13 protein-coding genes are annotated in these 17,525 nt (G+C 45.4%); 10 read left to right on the top strand and 3 right to left on the bottom strand.

From position 1 onward, the window contains the following. Nucleotides 1–92: 92 nt before the first annotated feature. Nucleotides 93–1,157 (bottom strand): phosphodiester glycosidase family protein, encoded by a 1,065-nt coding sequence (locus tag MHB71_RS16045; protein ID WP_036669840.1) that lies wholly within the window; start codon nucleotides 1,155–1,157, stop codon nucleotides 93–95. Continuing rightward, nucleotides 1,154–1,564 (bottom strand): uroporphyrinogen-III C-methyltransferase, encoded by a 411-nt coding sequence (locus MHB71_RS16040; protein ID WP_051447152.1) that lies wholly within the window; start codon nucleotides 1,562–1,564, stop codon nucleotides 1,154–1,156. The genes MHB71_RS16045 and MHB71_RS16040 overlap by 4 nt, the downstream gene beginning before the upstream one ends. Before the next feature lie 439 nt (nucleotides 1,565–2,003). Between MHB71_RS16040 and MHB71_RS16035 the strand changes: the two genes are divergently transcribed. From MHB71_RS16035 to MHB71_RS16025, 3 genes are all read left to right on the top strand, one after another. Further along, on the top strand, nucleotides 2,004–2,660 hold the full coding sequence (locus MHB71_RS16035) for a response regulator transcription factor (protein WP_017689577.1): 657 nt from the start codon (nucleotides 2,004–2,006) through the stop codon (nucleotides 2,658–2,660). Nucleotides 2,661–2,796: 136 nt separating this feature from the next. Beyond that, a complete protein-coding gene (locus MHB71_RS16030) occupies nucleotides 2,797–4,020 on the top strand; it encodes a PLP-dependent aminotransferase family protein (RefSeq protein ID WP_036610015.1) in 1,224 nt (407 codons plus the stop codon). Between the two features lie 191 nt (nucleotides 4,021–4,211). Next, complete coding sequence (locus tag MHB71_RS16025) at nucleotides 4,212–4,838, top strand: FMN-dependent NADH-azoreductase (protein WP_036610012.1); 627 nt, start codon at nucleotides 4,212–4,214, stop codon at nucleotides 4,836–4,838. A gap of 113 nt (nucleotides 4,839–4,951) precedes the next feature. Here MHB71_RS16025 and MHB71_RS16020 read toward each other — a convergent pair whose 3' ends face one another. Further along, on the bottom strand, nucleotides 4,952–5,797 hold the full coding sequence (locus tag MHB71_RS16020) for a DUF2161 family putative PD-(D/E)XK-type phosphodiesterase (protein WP_076318322.1): 846 nt from the start codon (nucleotides 5,795–5,797) through the stop codon (nucleotides 4,952–4,954). A gap of 361 nt (nucleotides 5,798–6,158) precedes the next feature. Between MHB71_RS16020 and MHB71_RS16015 the strand changes: the two genes are divergently transcribed. The 7 genes from MHB71_RS16015 to MHB71_RS15985 all read left to right on the top strand — a co-directional run bounded on the left by MHB71_RS16015 (nucleotide 6,159) and on the right by MHB71_RS15985 (nucleotide 17,525). Continuing rightward, nucleotides 6,159–8,054: a PrkA family serine protein kinase gene (locus tag MHB71_RS16015; RefSeq protein ID WP_036669848.1), complete on the top strand. Its 1,896-nt coding sequence runs from the start codon at nucleotides 6,159–6,161 to the stop codon at nucleotides 8,052–8,054. A gap of 243 nt (nucleotides 8,055–8,297) precedes the next feature. Then, nucleotides 8,298–9,305: a globin-coupled sensor protein gene (locus MHB71_RS16010; protein ID WP_076318323.1), complete on the top strand. Its 1,008-nt coding sequence runs from the start codon at nucleotides 8,298–8,300 to the stop codon at nucleotides 9,303–9,305. Nucleotides 9,306–9,434: 129 nt separating this feature from the next. Then, nucleotides 9,435–10,439 carry a LacI family DNA-binding transcriptional regulator gene (locus tag MHB71_RS16005; RefSeq protein ID WP_017689571.1) on the top strand — a complete coding sequence of 335 codons (1,005 nt, stop codon included), beginning with the start codon at nucleotides 9,435–9,437 and terminating at the stop codon, nucleotides 10,437–10,439. 297 nt (nucleotides 10,440–10,736) lie between these two features. Next, nucleotides 10,737–13,559 carry an endo-1,4-beta-xylanase gene (locus MHB71_RS16000; protein ID WP_076318324.1) on the top strand — a complete coding sequence of 941 codons (2,823 nt, stop codon included), beginning with the start codon at nucleotides 10,737–10,739 and terminating at the stop codon, nucleotides 13,557–13,559. Nucleotides 13,560–13,824: 265 nt separating this feature from the next. Further along, nucleotides 13,825–16,305, top strand: a complete 2,481-nt coding sequence (locus tag MHB71_RS15995) for an EAL domain-containing protein (protein ID WP_036610003.1) — start codon at nucleotides 13,825–13,827, stop codon at nucleotides 16,303–16,305. Nucleotides 16,306–16,589: 284 nt separating this feature from the next. After that, nucleotides 16,590–17,174: a restriction endonuclease gene (locus MHB71_RS15990; RefSeq protein WP_076318325.1), complete on the top strand. Its 585-nt coding sequence runs from the start codon at nucleotides 16,590–16,592 to the stop codon at nucleotides 17,172–17,174. Nucleotides 17,175–17,291: 117 nt separating this feature from the next. After that, nucleotides 17,292–17,525 (top strand): hypothetical protein, encoded by a 234-nt coding sequence (locus MHB71_RS15985; RefSeq protein WP_047842290.1) that lies wholly within the window; start codon nucleotides 17,292–17,294, stop codon nucleotides 17,523–17,525.

Here is a 17,525-nt window from a genome sequence, read left to right as displayed (position 1 = left end):
TCAGTGAAAATGACATGCCCTTCGCACCTCCTGCACAAGCTCATTTTCTTCTATTATAACCATTATAGGTAGAAAAGAAATGCTTCACCCTATTATTTGTAAAATAAAAAGTGTGTGGGCACTGGTCTGAGGCTGCCATCTGAAGGGTTATTCACAACCCGATTATTCAGAATAAGCGAGGATGATCCACCGCCATCCAGATTATAGGCGTCAATCACCCCAAGCTTGTACAACCGCCCTTGCAACTCTTCAAGGGTAGCACCGGAACTTCCGCCCTCATTATATCCGTCGACCACAATGATTAATAACTGATCATCCTTATAATTGCCAATGACTGTACGTGGTGCTCGTTTGGGTGATACTTTCCATTTGGCAGGAATTGTGGTTTTACGCCCATTCTGTAGCAGCACCGGAACAAACGTAGCCCCAAATTGTGGTTGCAGGCGATCCAGTGAGTTTTTGTCGGAGAACTTGCCTCCGACCAGTTTACCGGCATCGTTAAGTCCTACAAAAAACAGATCTTTGAAACTGGCCTGGAAACCATTCACGTATTTCCCGTCCATGACGGTTGTGCTAAGTGGATAACGTTTGCCGCCACTGTCAGCAAATCCACCTGCGTTAATCCCGGCAATTGCGCCGTTACGCTTCACAGCCTGCATGGTCGTCTCAGAACGCCCAGGTTCACTGTCTAGAGCCATCTGCATGGCTGTAGGGTCTTTTAGCTTGATCTTCATGGCATAGCCCTTATAGCTGCCAGGATTCACTCTGTACATTTCAATCGTTAGCCGGTCACTGTCTACCCGTTCAAATGGAACGCCAAGCTTGGATGAAATCCGTTTGTTGTAGATCGTTTCCGGACGATCCGCCTGGGTGGAAGCCTTCTGCACAAGTGTAGACATCGTACTAGTTGTTTTATTATAGAGCTGTGTCGTTCTTTTAATAGAAGAAGAAGTCTGGACAGCAGCATCTTTTGCCCCCGCAAGCTCTTGGCTAATTGCTTGGGTCCGGGGTGTAATCGTATCCTCTGACAGTTCGGTAGGCATCAAACCTCCGGGTTCAAGTGGAGGACGAAGCAGCAGCAGGCATAATATCAATCCAACAAAAGGAGCGAGTGCAAGCATAAAAAAACGATTAACCTGTTTGACGGGTGTAATCATTTGAGCAGGTCCATCTTTTTCTGGAGTGTCTCCAGTTGTTTTTTGACTTCGCTCAGCTGGGTATACAGTTTGTTGCTGTTATCCGTTTTGTCACTTGCATTATCCTTGGTGAAAGTCAGCAATTCATTGAAGGATTGAACCTGTCCCTGCAGGTCTTCTACTTCCTTTGATATCGTTGTTAGCTGATTTTCATAGTCGGTTTTTAGCGCTGCAATCTGCTGCTGATTATGGGCTTGAAGCTGGTTAATCATCTGTTGCTGGAGATGGTTACTATAATAGTAGGTTCCAACGACTCCTAGTGCAATGAGAACAATCCACATTACCAGAAACAGTTTGATTGAAGATCCAGCCTTGCCTTTGGCGCTCCGGGTGTGATGGATGTCAGAGGACGGGTCAGATGGTTTCATATCATCACTCCTGGTCATTTATAGGTACAAAAAAATTTCCAGTCCTCATTCTATCATGCCCCTATTGATTACGCAAAAATGAAATTCTTTACTTAATAGAGTAAAAAGAGATTGCATCGGAAGGAAGTCCTAGGATACAATTTCTTATAGATGCAATAAGTAGGAACTTTGGGCAGGTTTTTCGACTTTTTTAGATAGAAATGCAGGAAATTTATACTATATTTTGACCTTTCCGGGGATGGAAAGATGGACGTCATGGTGTTTTTATAACAAAATACAGTGGAAATAGAGCTTTTTTATCGGCTTCCTCCTGTATTTTTCTGTTTTTCGACATAATCCGACCTATGCTTCTTCTATACTCGGATTGTCGCATAGACGATGAAATCATCATGACAGAATTTAAAAGTTATTTGTCCAATACATAACAGGGGGAACAACAATGAAAAAAGTATGGCAGGTGGTCATCATAGATATCCACCCCACCAGCATGCTCGGTACAAAATTGATTTTGGAAGAGCAGCAAGATCTGACGGTACGTGGCATGACTTCGACCGGAACAGAAGGGCTCGATCTGGTGAATATTCACCAGCCTGATCTGATTCTGATGGATTATCGTCTTCCGGAGGGTCAGGCAGATCAATATATTGCCCAGATGAAGAATCTGTCAGCTCACAGTCACATCATTATTTTGACGGATGAAGACAATGTGAAGCTGTTTCGTCATCTGATGAGCCTTGGTGCAAGCGGCATGTTATCCAAACAGGCTTCCCCTAGCCAGCTGATTCATCTGATCTCTGGATTGCGTGAGGGCCATGTGTCCATTCCATTGTCGTGGTTAAACAGTGCGGAGTGGGCGCAACCTGTGGAGTCTCCGACAGAAGCACGTGTCATTGAATTAACAGAAACCGAAACTTTTATCATGGAAAGAATTGTTCAGGGTGTAACCTATGATAAAATAGCGAATGAGATCAACGTTAGCAGACGTTCCATTGATAATTACCTGCGTAAAATATACGTGAAGCTGGAAGTGAGCAGTAGAGCACAGGCCATTGAACGTTATGCCTTGCATGCAAGACAAGTGAAGACGGGATCCTGACGAAACAGGTCTGTTCTTCCCATGATCACAACAGTTCGGTATGCATCCGGTCATATTCGATGGCGAGCAGGAATAGGTTGTAGGGCTGCGGACTGCGAGTACAGTTTCGGAATAGGGACGAAAGGGGAACGGATCGATGAAATATTTCTTTGCTTCCCGTACCAACAGGCTTTTGTCATCACCACTGAGGGATATACGTGAGATGTCTGGCAGGGATTATTTCATTTCTCTGGCGGAAGAATTGCCTGCGGAGGAGTTGTTTCCTTTCAAATTGTTGGAAGAAGCAGCGGTGTCTGTCTTTAGTTCAGGCCCCTCCGCATTGCAATATGGAGAGCCAGCAGGCTACACACCCCTAAGAGAGTGGTTGAACAAAGACTGGAATGCACGCAAAGGCATACGAACGGTACCCGAGCAGATTCTGTTGACTACTGGTACCCAGCAGGCCATCGATCTGGTGATGCGTCTATTGCTTGAGCCAGGAGATTCTGTACTGGTTGAACATCCCACATCTCCAGGCTGTCTTGAGGTTCTGGAGATGCAAGGAGCCAAGATTGTGCCCGTAATGGGTGATCGGGACGGCATACTGCCAGACCTTTTAGAGCATCACATGCAGCAGGTTAGACCGAAGCTGCTTTTTGCTGCACCCAGTTTCTCGAATCCGACCGGTGCTTTGTGGAGTATGGAGCGGCGGGAGGCAGTCCTTGAGCTGTGTTCGCGCTATGGTGTACTGCTTGTGGAAGATGATTCTTACGGAGAGCTCCATTTCGATGGCCTTGAGCCAACGGAATTCTATCGTAAATATCCTTCACTCTTTGCACTGGATACTGCCGATCAGGGTGGACATGTTCTCTACATTGGTTCATTCAGCAAAACGGTAGCGCCCGCTCTTCGAACCGGATGGGCCGCTGGACATCCTGCGCTGATTCAGGCAATGGCCTCGGTTAAACGAATTGCAGATGGTCAGTCCAGTCCGATGAATCAGCGGCTGTTGTATCAATTGCTTGCCCATTCCCCATTTCGTTGGAGTGATCACCTATCGATGTTGAATCGGGAGTATAAGACAAGACTCAAACTGATGCTTGAACTGTTGAAGAGGCCGGGCTGGAAAGGGTGTCAGTACAACATCCCTGAGGGCGGAATGTATCTGTGGGTACAGTTGCCGGAAGGATTGGATAGTGGCGCTCTGCTTAAGGCGGCTTTGCCCAAAGGTGTATCCTTTCTTCCTGGATCACTATGCTCCACAGGTGTACAGGATCAACGTTACATCCGATTGAACTTTAGCCACCCGGGCCGGGATGAATTGCTGCTTGGCATGAACCTGATCAGTGAAGCCATTTCCGAATTTACGGCTCGTAGCTAAGTCAGATCAAAAATAGATTTTGTAGCAAAAATTAAAATTGGTTCATGACCAAAGTGATTACGTTATTGCATCCACTAACATTTTTATATATAATATGAATTAATGAGTTGTTGGTTTCTTTATATAAGCTACAATGGTGGCCAGTTCAGGAAAAGCACTCATATATTTTATTTAACGGGGGAAAATTCAACATGTCTAATATTTTATTTGTTAAAGCAAATGACCGTCCTGCAGATCAAGCAGTCAGCGTTAAATTGTACGATGCATTCTTGAGCGCATACAAAGAGTCCCACCCAGGTGACACAGTTACTGAGTTGGATCTCTACAATACAGAATTCCCATTCTATGGTAACACTGCTATCACAGGTACTTACAAAGCAGCAAACGGTTTTGAACTGACAGCTGACGAGCAAAAAGCAGCTTCACTTGCAGCACAATTGCAAGATCAATTCCTGGCAGCTGACAAAGTTGTATTTGCATTCCCACTGTGGAACTTCACTGTTCCAGCTCCATTGGTAAACTACATTGCTTACCTGAGCCAAGCTGGTAAAACATTCAAATACACTGCTGAAGGTCCTGTAGGACTTGCTGGCGACAAAAAAGTAGCTTTGCTTAACGCACGTGGTGGCGTTTATTCCGAAGGCCCAATGGCAGCTGCTGAAATGTCCCTGAACTTCCTGAAAACAGTTCTCGGCTTGTGGGGCATTCAAAACCCTGAAGTGGTTATCGTTGAAGGACATAATGCTTCTGCTGATCGTGCTGAAGAAATCGTTACTGCAGGTCTGAAATTGGCTTCCGAAGTAGCAGTAAAATTCTAATAACAATCTTCTATATAGAACACATCAAAACACCTGTAGTCTCCAGTGGAGATTACAGGTGTTTTTTTGCCTTCTCATTTTTTTTCACATCCGTTACTTCAGATGATTCCATATCAGATATGGCCTGTATTTTTTAAGTACTGCTCCGCTGTTTCAGCGATGTGTGCAAGGTCGTCCTTATTTTCACCAGATACAGAATACGTTACATCGAGTTCATTAATGGTTCGTTCAATCATATCATTATCCTCAAGCATGTGTGCATGCTCGGTTAACGCCTGTACTCCCTTAATCGTCAGAATATACTTTCCACGGGAGAGGCGTTCAAACCAGCCATAATAATTTTTTTGCAGAATTGCTGCGGCAGAACCTACGCCTGTCTGTCTGGCAAGGTTGGCTGGAGAGGCTTCTCCGTTCGTCCGTAGAGCGGATGCGACACGCAAAGCCTTCTCACGATATGCTGTGACCAGCTGTCTTCGTGTACTACCTCCCGTATTGTAGTCTCCGCTGCGTTCGTCGAATTCCTTGAGCAATCGCTTCCGCCGAACACCGCTTTTACGGGCAACCTGATTGGGGCCAGTGAGGGGGATCAGGGCGGAGGGCTCGCACAATACATCAATCAGGGGAGCTTTGGTTTTGTAAAATGTGACAGTCAGCAGCCCCAGACCGAGCTGTCTGCATAGTGCGGTCAGTTCGCTCCAGCGTTGGTTCACGGCTCCGCGTTTACTGCGATTGCGCTCGACGGCCAGATACACGAACGGGCTAAGTTTCAAGCGCTGCATGCCCTGCAGCAACAGGGAGAGATTAAATGTTTTTTTCATCTCCACAATGAGTGGTTCGTCCTGGTCTGATCTGACTCCGACGAGGTCACAATGTCTGATTTCCGCCTTGACGTCGAAGCCACGCTGCTCGAAGAAAGCCTTCACAGGCGAATATAATTCGGTTTCGTATTTCACTGCCATCGTCCGTGCTCCTTTCCAGAAGTGGCCTGTCTCTGACCATGTGTTGTCCGGTTTCCTGAATTTAGAACCCTCATTATATCATATTCGTTCTTTTTTTTCTGAAGGCACAAGATGTCTGATAGAACAGGGAAAAGCCAAAATTCGAAGTGGTTGATTGAAAAAAAGAGGTCAACTTATCCGAATTGCCGCATAGGTATGTAATACACTTTTCACAACAAAACAAGACGTTTGGACAGAGGGTGGCGGGACTACACAGGACCGCAAGATTGGTATTCAAGCAGGAGCCGCAATTCTATTGATTTCTTCATACCATTCGGAATGGTTGACAATCACACTAAAGGAGCCATGGGAGGTACCAAGCATGAATATTTTTGAACGCGTTGCGGAACATCGGGCAGAGAGTGACCGTTTGACATGGAACGGAACATTTGAAGATTATATTGCACTGCTGAGAGAGGACCCGACTCCGGCAATGACGGCTCACGCCAGAGTGTATGAGATGATTGAATCGTTTGGGGTGGAAGAAGTAGGTGGGCATAAGCGGTACAAGTTTTTTGAACAGGAGATCTTTGGGCTGGACCGTTCGATTGAAAAGTTGGTTGAAGAATACTTTCACTCGGCAGCACGCCGTCTGGATGTACGGAAGCGGATCTTGCTCCTGATGGGTCCCGTAAGTGGAGGGAAATCGACGCTGGTGACGCTGCTGAAGCGTGGGCTTGAACAGTTCTCGCGGACAGAGAAAGGTGCCATATACGCCATTGATGGATGCCCGATGCATGAGGAACCGCTGCATTTGATTCCGCTGGAGCTTCGTCCTGAAGTGGAAAAGGAAATTGGAGTCCGTATTGAGGGTAACCTTTGCCCATCCTGCCAGATGAGACTCCGTACCGAATATGGTGGTGATATCAGCAAGGTACCGGTGGAACGGGTCATTGTTTCCGAAGATAATCGCGTGGGAATAGGAACGTTCAGTCCATCCGATCCGAAATCACAGGATATTGCCGATCTGACGGGGAGTATCGACTTCTCCACCATTACGGAGTTTGGTTCCGAATCCGATCCACGTGCCTATCGTTTTGATGGGGAGTTGAACAAGGCGAACCGTGGGTTAATGGAGTTCCAGGAGATGTTGAAATGTGATGAGAAATTCCTATGGAATCTCCTGTCGCTCACGCAGGAAGGAAATTTCAAAGCAGGACGTTTTGCCTTAATCAGTGCGGATGAAATGATTGTGGCGCATACGAATGAATCGGAGTATAAGTCTTTTATCTCCAACAAGAAGAATGAGGCACTGCAATCCCGGATGATTGTCATGCCGATTCCGTACAACTTGAAGGTATCCGAGGAAGAGAAAATCTATGCCAAGCTCATTCAGCAAAGTGACATGAAGCATGTTCATATTGCACCGCATGCACTGCGGACTGCAGCCATTTTTTCCATACTTACCCGCTTGAAGGAAACGAAGAAACAAGGCATGGATCTCGTTAAAAAAATGCGCATGTATGATGGTGAAGAAGTGGAAGGATACAAAGAAGCTGATCTGCGCGAGATGCAAAATGAGTATCTGGATGAAGGGATGTCCGGCATTGATCCACGGTATGTCATTAACCGGATCTCCAGTGCTTTGATTAAGCAAAATCTTCAGTGCATTAACGCGCTGGATATTCTGCGGGCGATCAAGGACGGTCTGGACCAGCATGCTTCAATTACAAAGGAAGAGCGGGAGCGTTATCTGAACTTCATTGCTCTTGCACGCAAGGAGTATGATGAACTGGCCAAGAAGGAAGTGCAGAAAGCATTTGTTTACTCATTCGAGGAATCCGCAAGAACGTTATTCGAGAATTACCTCGATAACATTGAAGCATTTTGCAACTGGTCCAAGATGCGTGACCCGCTCACGGATGAAGAGATGGACCCGGATGAGCGTCTGATGCGATCCATAGAGGAACAGATCGGGATCTCCGAGAATGCAAAGAAAGCGTTCAGAGAAGAGATTCTGATCCGAATCTCGGCATACTCCCGCAAGGAGCGCAAGTTCGAATACAGCAGCCATGACCGTTTGCGTGAAGCGATTGAGAAAAAGTTGTTCACCGATCTGAAAGATATTGTCAAGATCACAACCTCAACCAAAACACCGGATGCAACACAATTGAAACGTATGAATGAAGTCATTAAACGTTTAATTGAGGAACATGGATACACCGCAGCCAGCGCGAATGAACTGTTACGTTATGTGGGTAGTCTGCTTAATCGCTAATCGGCAACGAACCATTCCGGATCAGGCTCCTGATGCCTGTTGTGAGGCTCCTTCACAGCAGGGTCAGGGCCTTTTTAATTACATGAAGGTCATATCAGTCTAAAAAGCTGACAAATAAGGTTAATTTTAAAGAGAATTAGTTCTAATGGTATATGTATATTTAGGTATTTTAGTCTATAATCAATACATATATTTACAATTTAAAGTAATTTAGTGTTTATTAAGGAGCTGACTGAACCAGATATGAGCAGTATTTCCGCAACAAGACAGAAGCAACTTGATTACATGGGATTAACCGCAGGGGATCTAAAACTGCTTGCCGATCATCGGCCTGTTTTTAAAAAAGTCGTTAATGAAGTGGTGGATCATTTCTACAATCATGTGGGGAATTATCCTGAATTGGTAGATCTGATCGCTCGATTCTCTACCATTGATCGTCTAAAAGAAACACAGAAGATGTACTGGTTATCAATGACGGATGGAATCGTGGACGACGCATATATTGAGCAACGGATTGCGATTGGACTTGTGCATTCACGGATTGGTCTGTCTGAAGATTATTATCTGGGTACCTATATGGTCTACCTGGATATTGCAACGAGCATATTCCAACAGGTTATCCCTGATTCCTGGCATCTTGTCATTCAAGCGCTCAGCAAAATGTTTAATCTGGATTCACAGCTTGTCCTTGAAGCCTATGAGAAGAAAGAAAAAGAAAAGTTACATCAGCTTGCCGATGACCAACAACATACATTACAGGCAATTACGCAGATTACCCAAGAGCTTACAGGCATGATTAGTGAATTAAATGAAAGTGCAATGGCGATATCAAGTGTAGCCAAAGAAACAGCGGCTTCTCAGGATCAGGCTCAGGTTATGCTTACCGAATTAACAGGAGAGATCCAGCAGATCGGAAAAATGGGTGAACTCATTCGCGAGATATCGGATCAGAGTCATCTTGTCGGCCTGAACGCAGCGATTGAAGCTGCTCATGCAGGAGAGTTTGGACGTGGCTTCGAAGTAGTCGCTAGTGAGGTGCGCAAGCTTGCAGCCAGTTCCCGGGATGCCCAGGGTAAAATTCAGTCTAATCTGGAGCAGATCATGAAGAAACTGAGCAGTGTGCAGCAGGAGTCGGATCATACTTCCAGAGGGGCACGTAGCCAAGCTTCACGCTCGGCTGAACTCGCTGTATTTGCAACAACAATGGAGAAACTGTCTCTGGATTTGAAGAAACTGGAACAGCAGGAATAGAGCTTAAAAGCATTAGGAACCTTCCATACCGTTTCAGGCTGTTTTAAGCTATAATGGGTAGACAAACCTGCCGATGTTATAGAAAATGCAGCCGGAGACAGGGGATTCGAAAGAGGTTGAGGTGATCAGATGGCTTCTATCCATGATGTAGCCAAGGAAGCGGGAGTATCTGTTGCAACCGTTTCCAAAGTGATAAACGATTATCCTGATGTAAGTGAAAAAACACGCAAAAAAGTCAATATAGCCATCGAATTATTGAAATATCAACCCAATGTGGTCGCACGTGGACTTGTCAAACGCCGTTCATGGACGGTGGGAGTACTGTTAACGGTTCCGTTTACGAACCCTTTTGTGTCCGAGTTGCTGGAAGGGATCAAGACAGCGCTGGAGAACAGTGGATATGACCTGGTCCGGTTGTCTACTCGATTCGATGATCCGGCGTACTCGTTCATCAAACATTGCCGCAGTCGTAATGTGGATGGCGTAGTAGTATTCGGGGAAGGCAGAGAAAACGCGAGTATTCAGGAACTGGTGGATGCAGAGATTCCAACGATGTTTGTTGATACGGACATGTTGGGCAAACGTGCCGGTTACATTACTACGGATAACGCGAACGGGATCTCGATGGGTGTCAAACATCTGCATGAGCTTGGGCACCGCAAAATTGCCTATATCTCAGGGACACTTGGACCTGCTGTAGCCAATCTGCGATTGGAAGGATATCGGGAAGGGCTGCGAGAATGCGGCATCCCGTATTCTACGGTATATCTGGAGATCTGCGATTATTCCTTCGACGGGGGAAGCAAGGCTGCCCGACGATTGCTGGCACTTCAGGATCAACCAACGGGAATTGTCTGTGCATCAGACATGTCTGCTTTTGGTGCGATTCATGAAATTGAAAAGCATGGACTGAGTGTACCAGAAGATATCTCGGTTGTCGGGTTCGATAACACGTATTATGCTGAGGTATTCAAACCGGGGTTGACCACGGTGAATCAGAATATCTATTCCATTGGCATTAAGTCCATTGAATATCTGATTGCCATGATCGAGAATCCATCTTATTCTCCTCCTGTGGTGACGGAACCTTCCAATCTGGTTATCCGTCAGACGACAGCACCTTTAAAAGCTTAAAAGCTTAAAAGCTTAAAAGCTTAAAAACGTAAATAGTAAAGATGTTTACACGAAGCACAGCTAATAAGCTGTGCTTTTTGTCGTTATATATCTCATTTGGAAACATATGGATTAGGGAGTGGTACAAGTCCTATAGTTTAACGGGTAAACAAAGTTTACTGGCAATCGTATAATGAAAGTGCTTACAATTTTCTGTCCATTTGCATCTATCCATCCTGTATAACGATCTTGTAAAGGGCTGGCACATGGCAGAGCAAAGGTTATTCTTCACAAACAACGAACCAAGGAGGAGATCGGATGCATTTGAGAAAATGGTGGAGCTTGTGCTTGTCGGCTGTATTGATCTTCAGTTTGTTCCCAAGTGTGGGAACAGGAGGGACACGTGCTTCGGCAGCGGACGTTAAGACTGGCGATGATGAAGTACTGTTCAAGGCTGATTTTGAAGATGGTGTGTTGGGACAATGGCGTCCACGTGCAAGTGAAAAGCTTGATATCGTAACGCAAGTAGGTCATGACAGTACACGCAGCCTGAGAACCTCTTCACGTACCGAAACGTTCCATGGACCCTTAATTGAGATGCTGGATCATGTACAGAAGGGCAGCACAGTTCATATTTCATTTTGGGCCATGTACGATGAAGGGCCGGACAGTCAGGTCCTTAACGGTGCACTCGAGAAAGAATACAATAAAGACGCTTCGAGTCTTGAATATGCTACCTTTGCCTCCGCTACCTTGAATAAAGGACAGTGGAAAAAAGTCGAGGCCGATGTGGTGATTCCCGAAGAAAATAGTGGTATCACCGGATTCCGCATGTATGTGGAGACACCATGGAAGACGTCAGCGGAAGTGACGCCGGCAGATACGATTTCATTTTACGTGGATGATGTTCTGATTACGGCTGCTCAGAAAATTGAAATAGAGAAGGATATTCCGAATCTGGTCGATATGGTGGGACAAAATTACGCAATGGGAGCTGCCATCAACCAGTCTGCACTAGACGCGGAAAACCAGCATTCCCAGTTGTTGACGAAACACTTTAATAGTATTACAGCGGACAATTTTATGAAAATGGATGCGATGCAGCCCAAGGAAGGAGAGTTTGTCTGGTCAGAGACAGATCGCCTGGTGAAGTTTGCCGAAGCAAATGACATGGAAATCAGAGGTCATACGCTGTTATGGCATAGTCAGGTGCCGAATTGGTTCTTTACTGATCCGAATGATGCATCGAAACCTGCCACGCGGGAACAGTTGCTTGCACGGATGAAAACCCATATTCAAACCATCGTGACCCGGTACAAAGGAAAGGTTCATACATGGGATGTCGTCAATGAAGTCATCTCAGACGGAGGCGGCTTGCGGAATGAGGCCAGTAATTCCAAGTGGAGAGATATTATTGGGGATGTGGATGGCGACGGAGATGACAGTGATTACATTGAGTTGGCTTTCCGTTATGCACGTGAGGCTGACCCCGATGCTGTACTGGTGATTAATGACTATGGAATGGAGGGCAATGGAAACAAGGTGAATGATATGGTGAAGCTTGTAGAGAAGTTGCTTGCCAAAGGAACACCGATTGATGCGGTTGGATTCCAGATGCATGTATCCATGTACGGACCGGATGTAAAGCTCATTCGTGAGGCTTTTGAGAAAGTGATCGCTCTTGGTGTGAATGTACAGGTTACAGAGCTGGACGTTTCGATCTATTCAAGTAATTCTGAACTGGAGATGCCTGTCACAGATGAATTAATGCTGCAACAAGCTTACCGTTATCGTGAACTGTTCGACCTGTTCGACGAGTTGGGAAAACGCGGTGTAATGGACAGCGTTACAGTCTGGGGACTTGCGGATGATGGTACATGGCTTGATAATCATCCAGTCAAAGGACGCAAAGATGCACCATTGTTATTTGATCGTAAATTAAAAGCAAAACCGGCATTTTGGGCACTGGTGGACCCTACCACCCTTCCGATCTATCGTAATGAATGGACAGCATTGAAGGCCAGCCCTTCTTTCCCGAATCACAAAGGACAGGAAGATATTCTTTGGGGTGCTGTGAAAGGACTCGAAATTAATCATCTGGCAGATGGTACATCTGCGGTTACGGGTGAGGCTCGTATGATGTGGGATGCCAAAAAGGTGAATTTACGAGTGGAAGTGAAGGATACCACACGTCGCAAAGGGGATCAGGTGCAGGTTTTCCTCGCGGAAGAAGTCAAGGGGACAGGCGCTGCAACTTCTGAAGCTGATCTGTCTGCCAAGAAGAAAAATCCGCCGTCTGCAAATGGTCAATATACATTTAAACGGGATGGCGCTAAAGGCAAAGATAAAAATACTTACAACGTACAGGAGACAAAAACCGGGTATGTTGTATACGCATCACTGCCTATGTCAGCTGCTTTACTTACCGAAGGCCAGGTCTTGTCTCTGGATTTTCGGATTACGGATGAACATGCTGCTGGAAAGACAGCGACCATTGTTTGGAATGATATTTCCAATCAACAGCCCGACAAACCAGCCAACCGGGGCAAACTGAAGCTCGGTTCTGTCTTGAAACAAACCAAGGTCACTTATGGCAAACCTGTCATTGATGCAAAAAAGGATAACGTCTGGAAAAAAGCTGCATCTGTTAAAACGGATGTCTGGGTGGTCGGAAACGCCGGTGCAACGGCGACTGCACAGCTGTTATGGGATGAGAAATACCTGTACGTATTGGCAGATGTGAAAGATCCATTGCGAAGCAAATTAAGTTCTAATGCACATGAGCAGGATTCGATCGAGATTTTTATCGACCCTAGCAAAGATCAGACGACATTCTATCAGGAGGATGATGCCCAGTACCGGGTCAATTTTGATAATGAGGCTTCTTTTGGTGGAAATGCACGGAAAGAAAGTTTCAAATCAGCTACCCGATTAACAAGCGGAGGGTATACAGTTGAAGTGGCAATCCCACTAGACAGCGTTCGTGCTGAAGGGCAAAGATGGATTGGGTTTGATCTTCAAGTTAATGATGATGGCGCGGGAGATGGCAAGCGAAGCAGTGTGTCCATCTGGAGTGATTCATCAGGTAATTCTTATCAAGATACTTCCGGTTTTGGCAGTCTGTTACTGACTCGTAAATAGAATATTTAGTTGTGAATTAGAATATGAGAATGTTAGTTATTCAATATTGTATATCTGGAAATAAGTGTTGATTTTAAAGGCTGGGACGTTTAGACTATATACATTCATATAAACGGGTTCCAATGTATGACAACGGCTTCAACTAAGTCTGTTGTCACGAGTCAAATGATGCGGAGGGAGTGCCTGTCATCCAGACAGCGCACTCGCTTCTTTTTTACATTTTTGCATACATACAAGGCATTTCCCGGTTGAAAGGACAGAGTGAGTGGAGCACCTACATGGCACGTACAACTTAGAACTTGTTATTTTATCCTATATTATTGCATCGTTAGCTTCATACGCTGCCCTTGACCTTGCAGGCCGTGTAAGTCAGGCTAGCGGGATGGCGCGGAATGTATGGCTTACCTGCGGTGCAGTATCGATGGGGCTGGGAATCTGGTCCATGCATTTCGTAGGTATGCTGGCTTTTGTTCTGCCTACGCAAGTCTCCTATTCCACCGGTAAGGTTGTTTTATCTGTTCTACTTGCTATTGTCGCATCGGGGGTGGCCTTGAACATTGCGGGTAGACAATCGGGCAGGATAAGCAAACTCATGATTGCTGGAGTACTGATGACCGCGGGGATCAGCTCGATGCATTATGTGGGAATGGCAGCGATGTCAATTCCGGTTACGTATGAACCAGGCAGAGTGGTGTTATCTATTCTGATTGCAGCGCTTGCTTCATTTGCGGCATTGTGGCTCATGTTTTTCTTCCGTTATCATCAATCAAGACATACTTGGGTTTACAAGATGGGCAGCGGTCTCATTATGGGTATTGGAATCTCTGGCATGCATTATACCGGGATGTCAGCGGCACATTTCCATCATTCACATGGCTCGATGGTAAGTTCAGGTATGCAGATTGAGCCAGGTATTCTCGCCTACTTGATCGCATCGGGCACATTTATTGCTTTGGGTTTGACGTTGTTTGGCATATTTATCAATCAGCGAATGTCACAGAAAGATCGACGGATTCATGAGAATGAGCAATGGTATCAGGCCCTGTATCATAACCATTCGGATGCTATTATTTCAGTGAACAAGGAAGGTATTGTTAAAGGGATTAATGCTGCTGTAACAACAATCACCGGATATCCTGAAAAAGAGGTCATGGATCGTTCCATTGATGAGATCGCTCAGCAAATCGATATAGAGTGGATAAGTGAATTTGATTCCATCGATTGGGATGATCATGGGCTGGAGCAGGCGCACTACATGGCCAAAATGAGAGATGTACAGGGTGAACTTCTGGACCTTAGTATTGTTGTAGTTCCTGTTGTCATTGATGGCAGACATGTGGGAAGTCACATTTTGATCAAAGACGTAACGGAGGAGAAGCAGGCTCAGGAGAAGATTCGTCACCAAGCTTTGCATGATCCGTTGACGGGGCTGCCCAATCGGCGCAAGTTGGATGATGTGCTGGCTTGTACGATTAACGATTCAGCAGAAAAAGGGAACTCTTTTGCCGTTATGGTGATGGATATAGATCGTTTCAAGATGATTAATGACTCGCTGGGACATTCCATTGGAGATGTATTTCTAAGAGAAGTGAGCAACCGGATCATGAAAGCCATAGAAGCTTCTGATCCCTTGGCTATGGAGAATGTCATGCTGGCCCGGATGGGCGGGGACGAGTTCACACTCGTTGTGACCCAGGGTCAAGCGACAGAAGTAAGAGTGGCAGAACTTGCAAAACAGATTGTTGAAGCCATTCAGTTACCTTATCGACTGAAGGAGAATGACTTTTACGTAACCGCCAGCATTGGAATTGCGATGTATCCGGATCATGGAGTGGGCGTGGATGCTTTGTTGAAACATGCGGACTCCGCCATGTATGAAGTGAAGAAAAACGGCAAAAATGGTTTCCAATTCTACACTGCCCAACTGGATTCGGAACTATATGAACGTATTGAGTTGGAGGGTTATCTTCGTAAAGCTTTGGAACGCGATGAGATGGTCCTGTACTATCAACCACAGATTCGTACTGAGGATAGCCGCATGATTGGTGTGGAGGCTCTTATACGTTGGAACCATCCACTCAAAGGTCTGCTCGCACCCAATGTGTTTATCCCGCTTGCAGAAGAGACAGGCATGATCTATGAGATTGGCAATTGGACGCTCCGGGAAGCATGCAGGCAGATGAAACTCTGGCATGCCAGTGGCGGACCACTCATTCCGGTATCGGTTAACTTGTCCAGCCAGCAGTTCCACCAATCCAACTTGGTAGAACAGGTCAAGAATGCACTCTTGGAGACAGGGCTGGATGCTCGATATCTGGAGCTGGAAATAACAGAGAGCATGATGATGGATGCAGCCGTATCCACGGCGATCCTGAATGAACTGACAGCACTGGGTGTCAAGATCAGCCTGGATGATTTTGGTACGGGATACAGTTCACTCAGTTATCTGAAGCATTTCCCGATTCACAAGCTCAAGATTGATCGTTCGTTTGTGACGGACATTACAGAGAGTCACAGCGATCAAGCCATTGTGGCGACCATTATATCGATGGCACAGAATCTCAAGATGGAAGTCATTGCGGAAGGCATTGAGACGAAAGGCCAACTGGATATACTGATGCAGAATGATTGCCGGGAGATTCAGGGCTATTATTTCAGTCGCCCACTGCCGGCAAGTGAAGTGGAGCATGATTTTTTTGTGCCGCTGCGATTGCAGGGTAATGGTACACCACCGGCACCATCCTAATTTTATGTATGCCAAGCAGCAAGTCCCCGTGTATGTCGGGAACTTGCTGCTTTTTTATTTCTTATGTTAGTCAGTTATACTTTTGAGGAAAAGTTAGATCCAATATTTAAGAAAATTCATTATATATTCCGAAAAAAAAGCATTTTAGTTAAATTAAATCGGAGGATGTCAGATGAGTTCCCTCCAATTCTGATAGGGGTTATCTGGTATCATCCCGACAAGAGACAAATTGATTGAAACGACAAAGCGTTGGATATGATGGAAATACAAAGGAGTGACAATAAATGACCATGTTATTCACTATGCTGCTTATTTTTTCGTGCTACCTTGTTTATCTGTGTTACAAACAAAAACAAATGTTAGATGAGTACAGCAGTGATGCCTCTGATACTTTGTCAGTGCATAAACATATGAAGGAGACTCTTCGAATCGGTTTGTATAACCGCTTTAAACGAGACCTGGAAGAGGAGAAAGAAGAAAATCCATTATTGTTCGAACGTTTTGTAGCAGAGATCATGTCATCTGTTCGAGGCGGTAACACATACGTGACGAAGAGCTCAGGAGACTTCGGCATCGATATTGAAGAGCAAACTGACGAAGGACTATACCTAGGTCAAGTGAAATGTTATAACGATATGAATTTAGTCGGTTTTGGTCCGATTGCGATAATTCACTCTCAGATGGTTAAGCAAGATGCTATTGGTGGTTATGTGATAACGACGAGCGACTTTACGAGTAACGCCCGTAACTATGCTGAAGGATTGGATATCGATCTGATTAATGGCACACAGTTGGTGGAGTTATGGTTGGAACATTTGGAGACTAAGAGTGAACGTGTTATAGTGCTGAATCCTGTTCCGCAAATGTAATCGACAAAAAGTAATGGTTTCATGGCTGGGCTGAGATGTCACCTAGTTGTATGCTATAATTCAGGTAAAAGTATGATTCACCAAATTTAGCGATATCATCAAAGGAGGTTGCGAAGGATGAACTTTAGTCTTAAGGCTCCTGATGGCACTGTCATTGAATCCTATGAGAAGGATCATAAGGAATTCATTCGTATTGCCGGTCTGGAATATGAAGTCTATAACCCGGTGGATGAGCTAGACTCCGATCCGGAGATACGGCAAATGATTGAAGCTTCTGAGAAAGACATAAAACAAGGCAAGCTGTATTCAACAGATGACTTGATTGAACTGGTGAAGCGTGGTGAGCTGTAA

This window comes from Paenibacillus sp. FSL H7-0940, assembly GCF_037979415.1.
Classification (GTDB): Bacteria; Bacillota; Bacilli; order Paenibacillales; family Paenibacillaceae; genus Paenibacillus; species Paenibacillus amylolyticus.
This window is presented reverse-complemented; position numbering and strand designations above follow the sequence as displayed.

Coding starts and splice junctions, on each gene's coding strand:
- MHB71_RS16045 (WP_036669840.1), bottom strand. CDS start 1,157: ATGATTACACCCGTCAAACAGGTTAATCGTTTTTTTATGCTTGCACTC.
- MHB71_RS16040 (WP_051447152.1), bottom strand. CDS start 1,564: ATGAAACCATCTGACCCGTCCTCTGACATCCATCACACCCGGAGCGCC.
- MHB71_RS16035 (WP_017689577.1), top strand. CDS start 2,004: ATGAAAAAAGTATGGCAGGTGGTCATCATAGATATCCACCCCACCAGC.
- MHB71_RS16030 (WP_036610015.1), top strand. CDS start 2,797: ATGAAATATTTCTTTGCTTCCCGTACCAACAGGCTTTTGTCATCACCA.
- MHB71_RS16025 (WP_036610012.1), top strand. CDS start 4,212: ATGTCTAATATTTTATTTGTTAAAGCAAATGACCGTCCTGCAGATCAA.
- MHB71_RS16020 (WP_076318322.1), bottom strand. CDS start 5,797: ATGGCAGTGAAATACGAAACCGAATTATATTCGCCTGTGAAGGCTTTC.
- MHB71_RS16015 (WP_036669848.1), top strand. CDS start 6,159: ATGAATATTTTTGAACGCGTTGCGGAACATCGGGCAGAGAGTGACCGT.
- MHB71_RS16010 (WP_076318323.1), top strand. CDS start 8,298: ATGAGCAGTATTTCCGCAACAAGACAGAAGCAACTTGATTACATGGGA.
- MHB71_RS16005 (WP_017689571.1), top strand. CDS start 9,435: ATGGCTTCTATCCATGATGTAGCCAAGGAAGCGGGAGTATCTGTTGCA.
- MHB71_RS16000 (WP_076318324.1), top strand. CDS start 10,737: ATGCATTTGAGAAAATGGTGGAGCTTGTGCTTGTCGGCTGTATTGATC.
- MHB71_RS15990 (WP_076318325.1), top strand. CDS start 16,590: ATGACCATGTTATTCACTATGCTGCTTATTTTTTCGTGCTACCTTGTT.
- MHB71_RS15985 (WP_047842290.1), top strand. CDS start 17,292: ATGAACTTTAGTCTTAAGGCTCCTGATGGCACTGTCATTGAATCCTAT.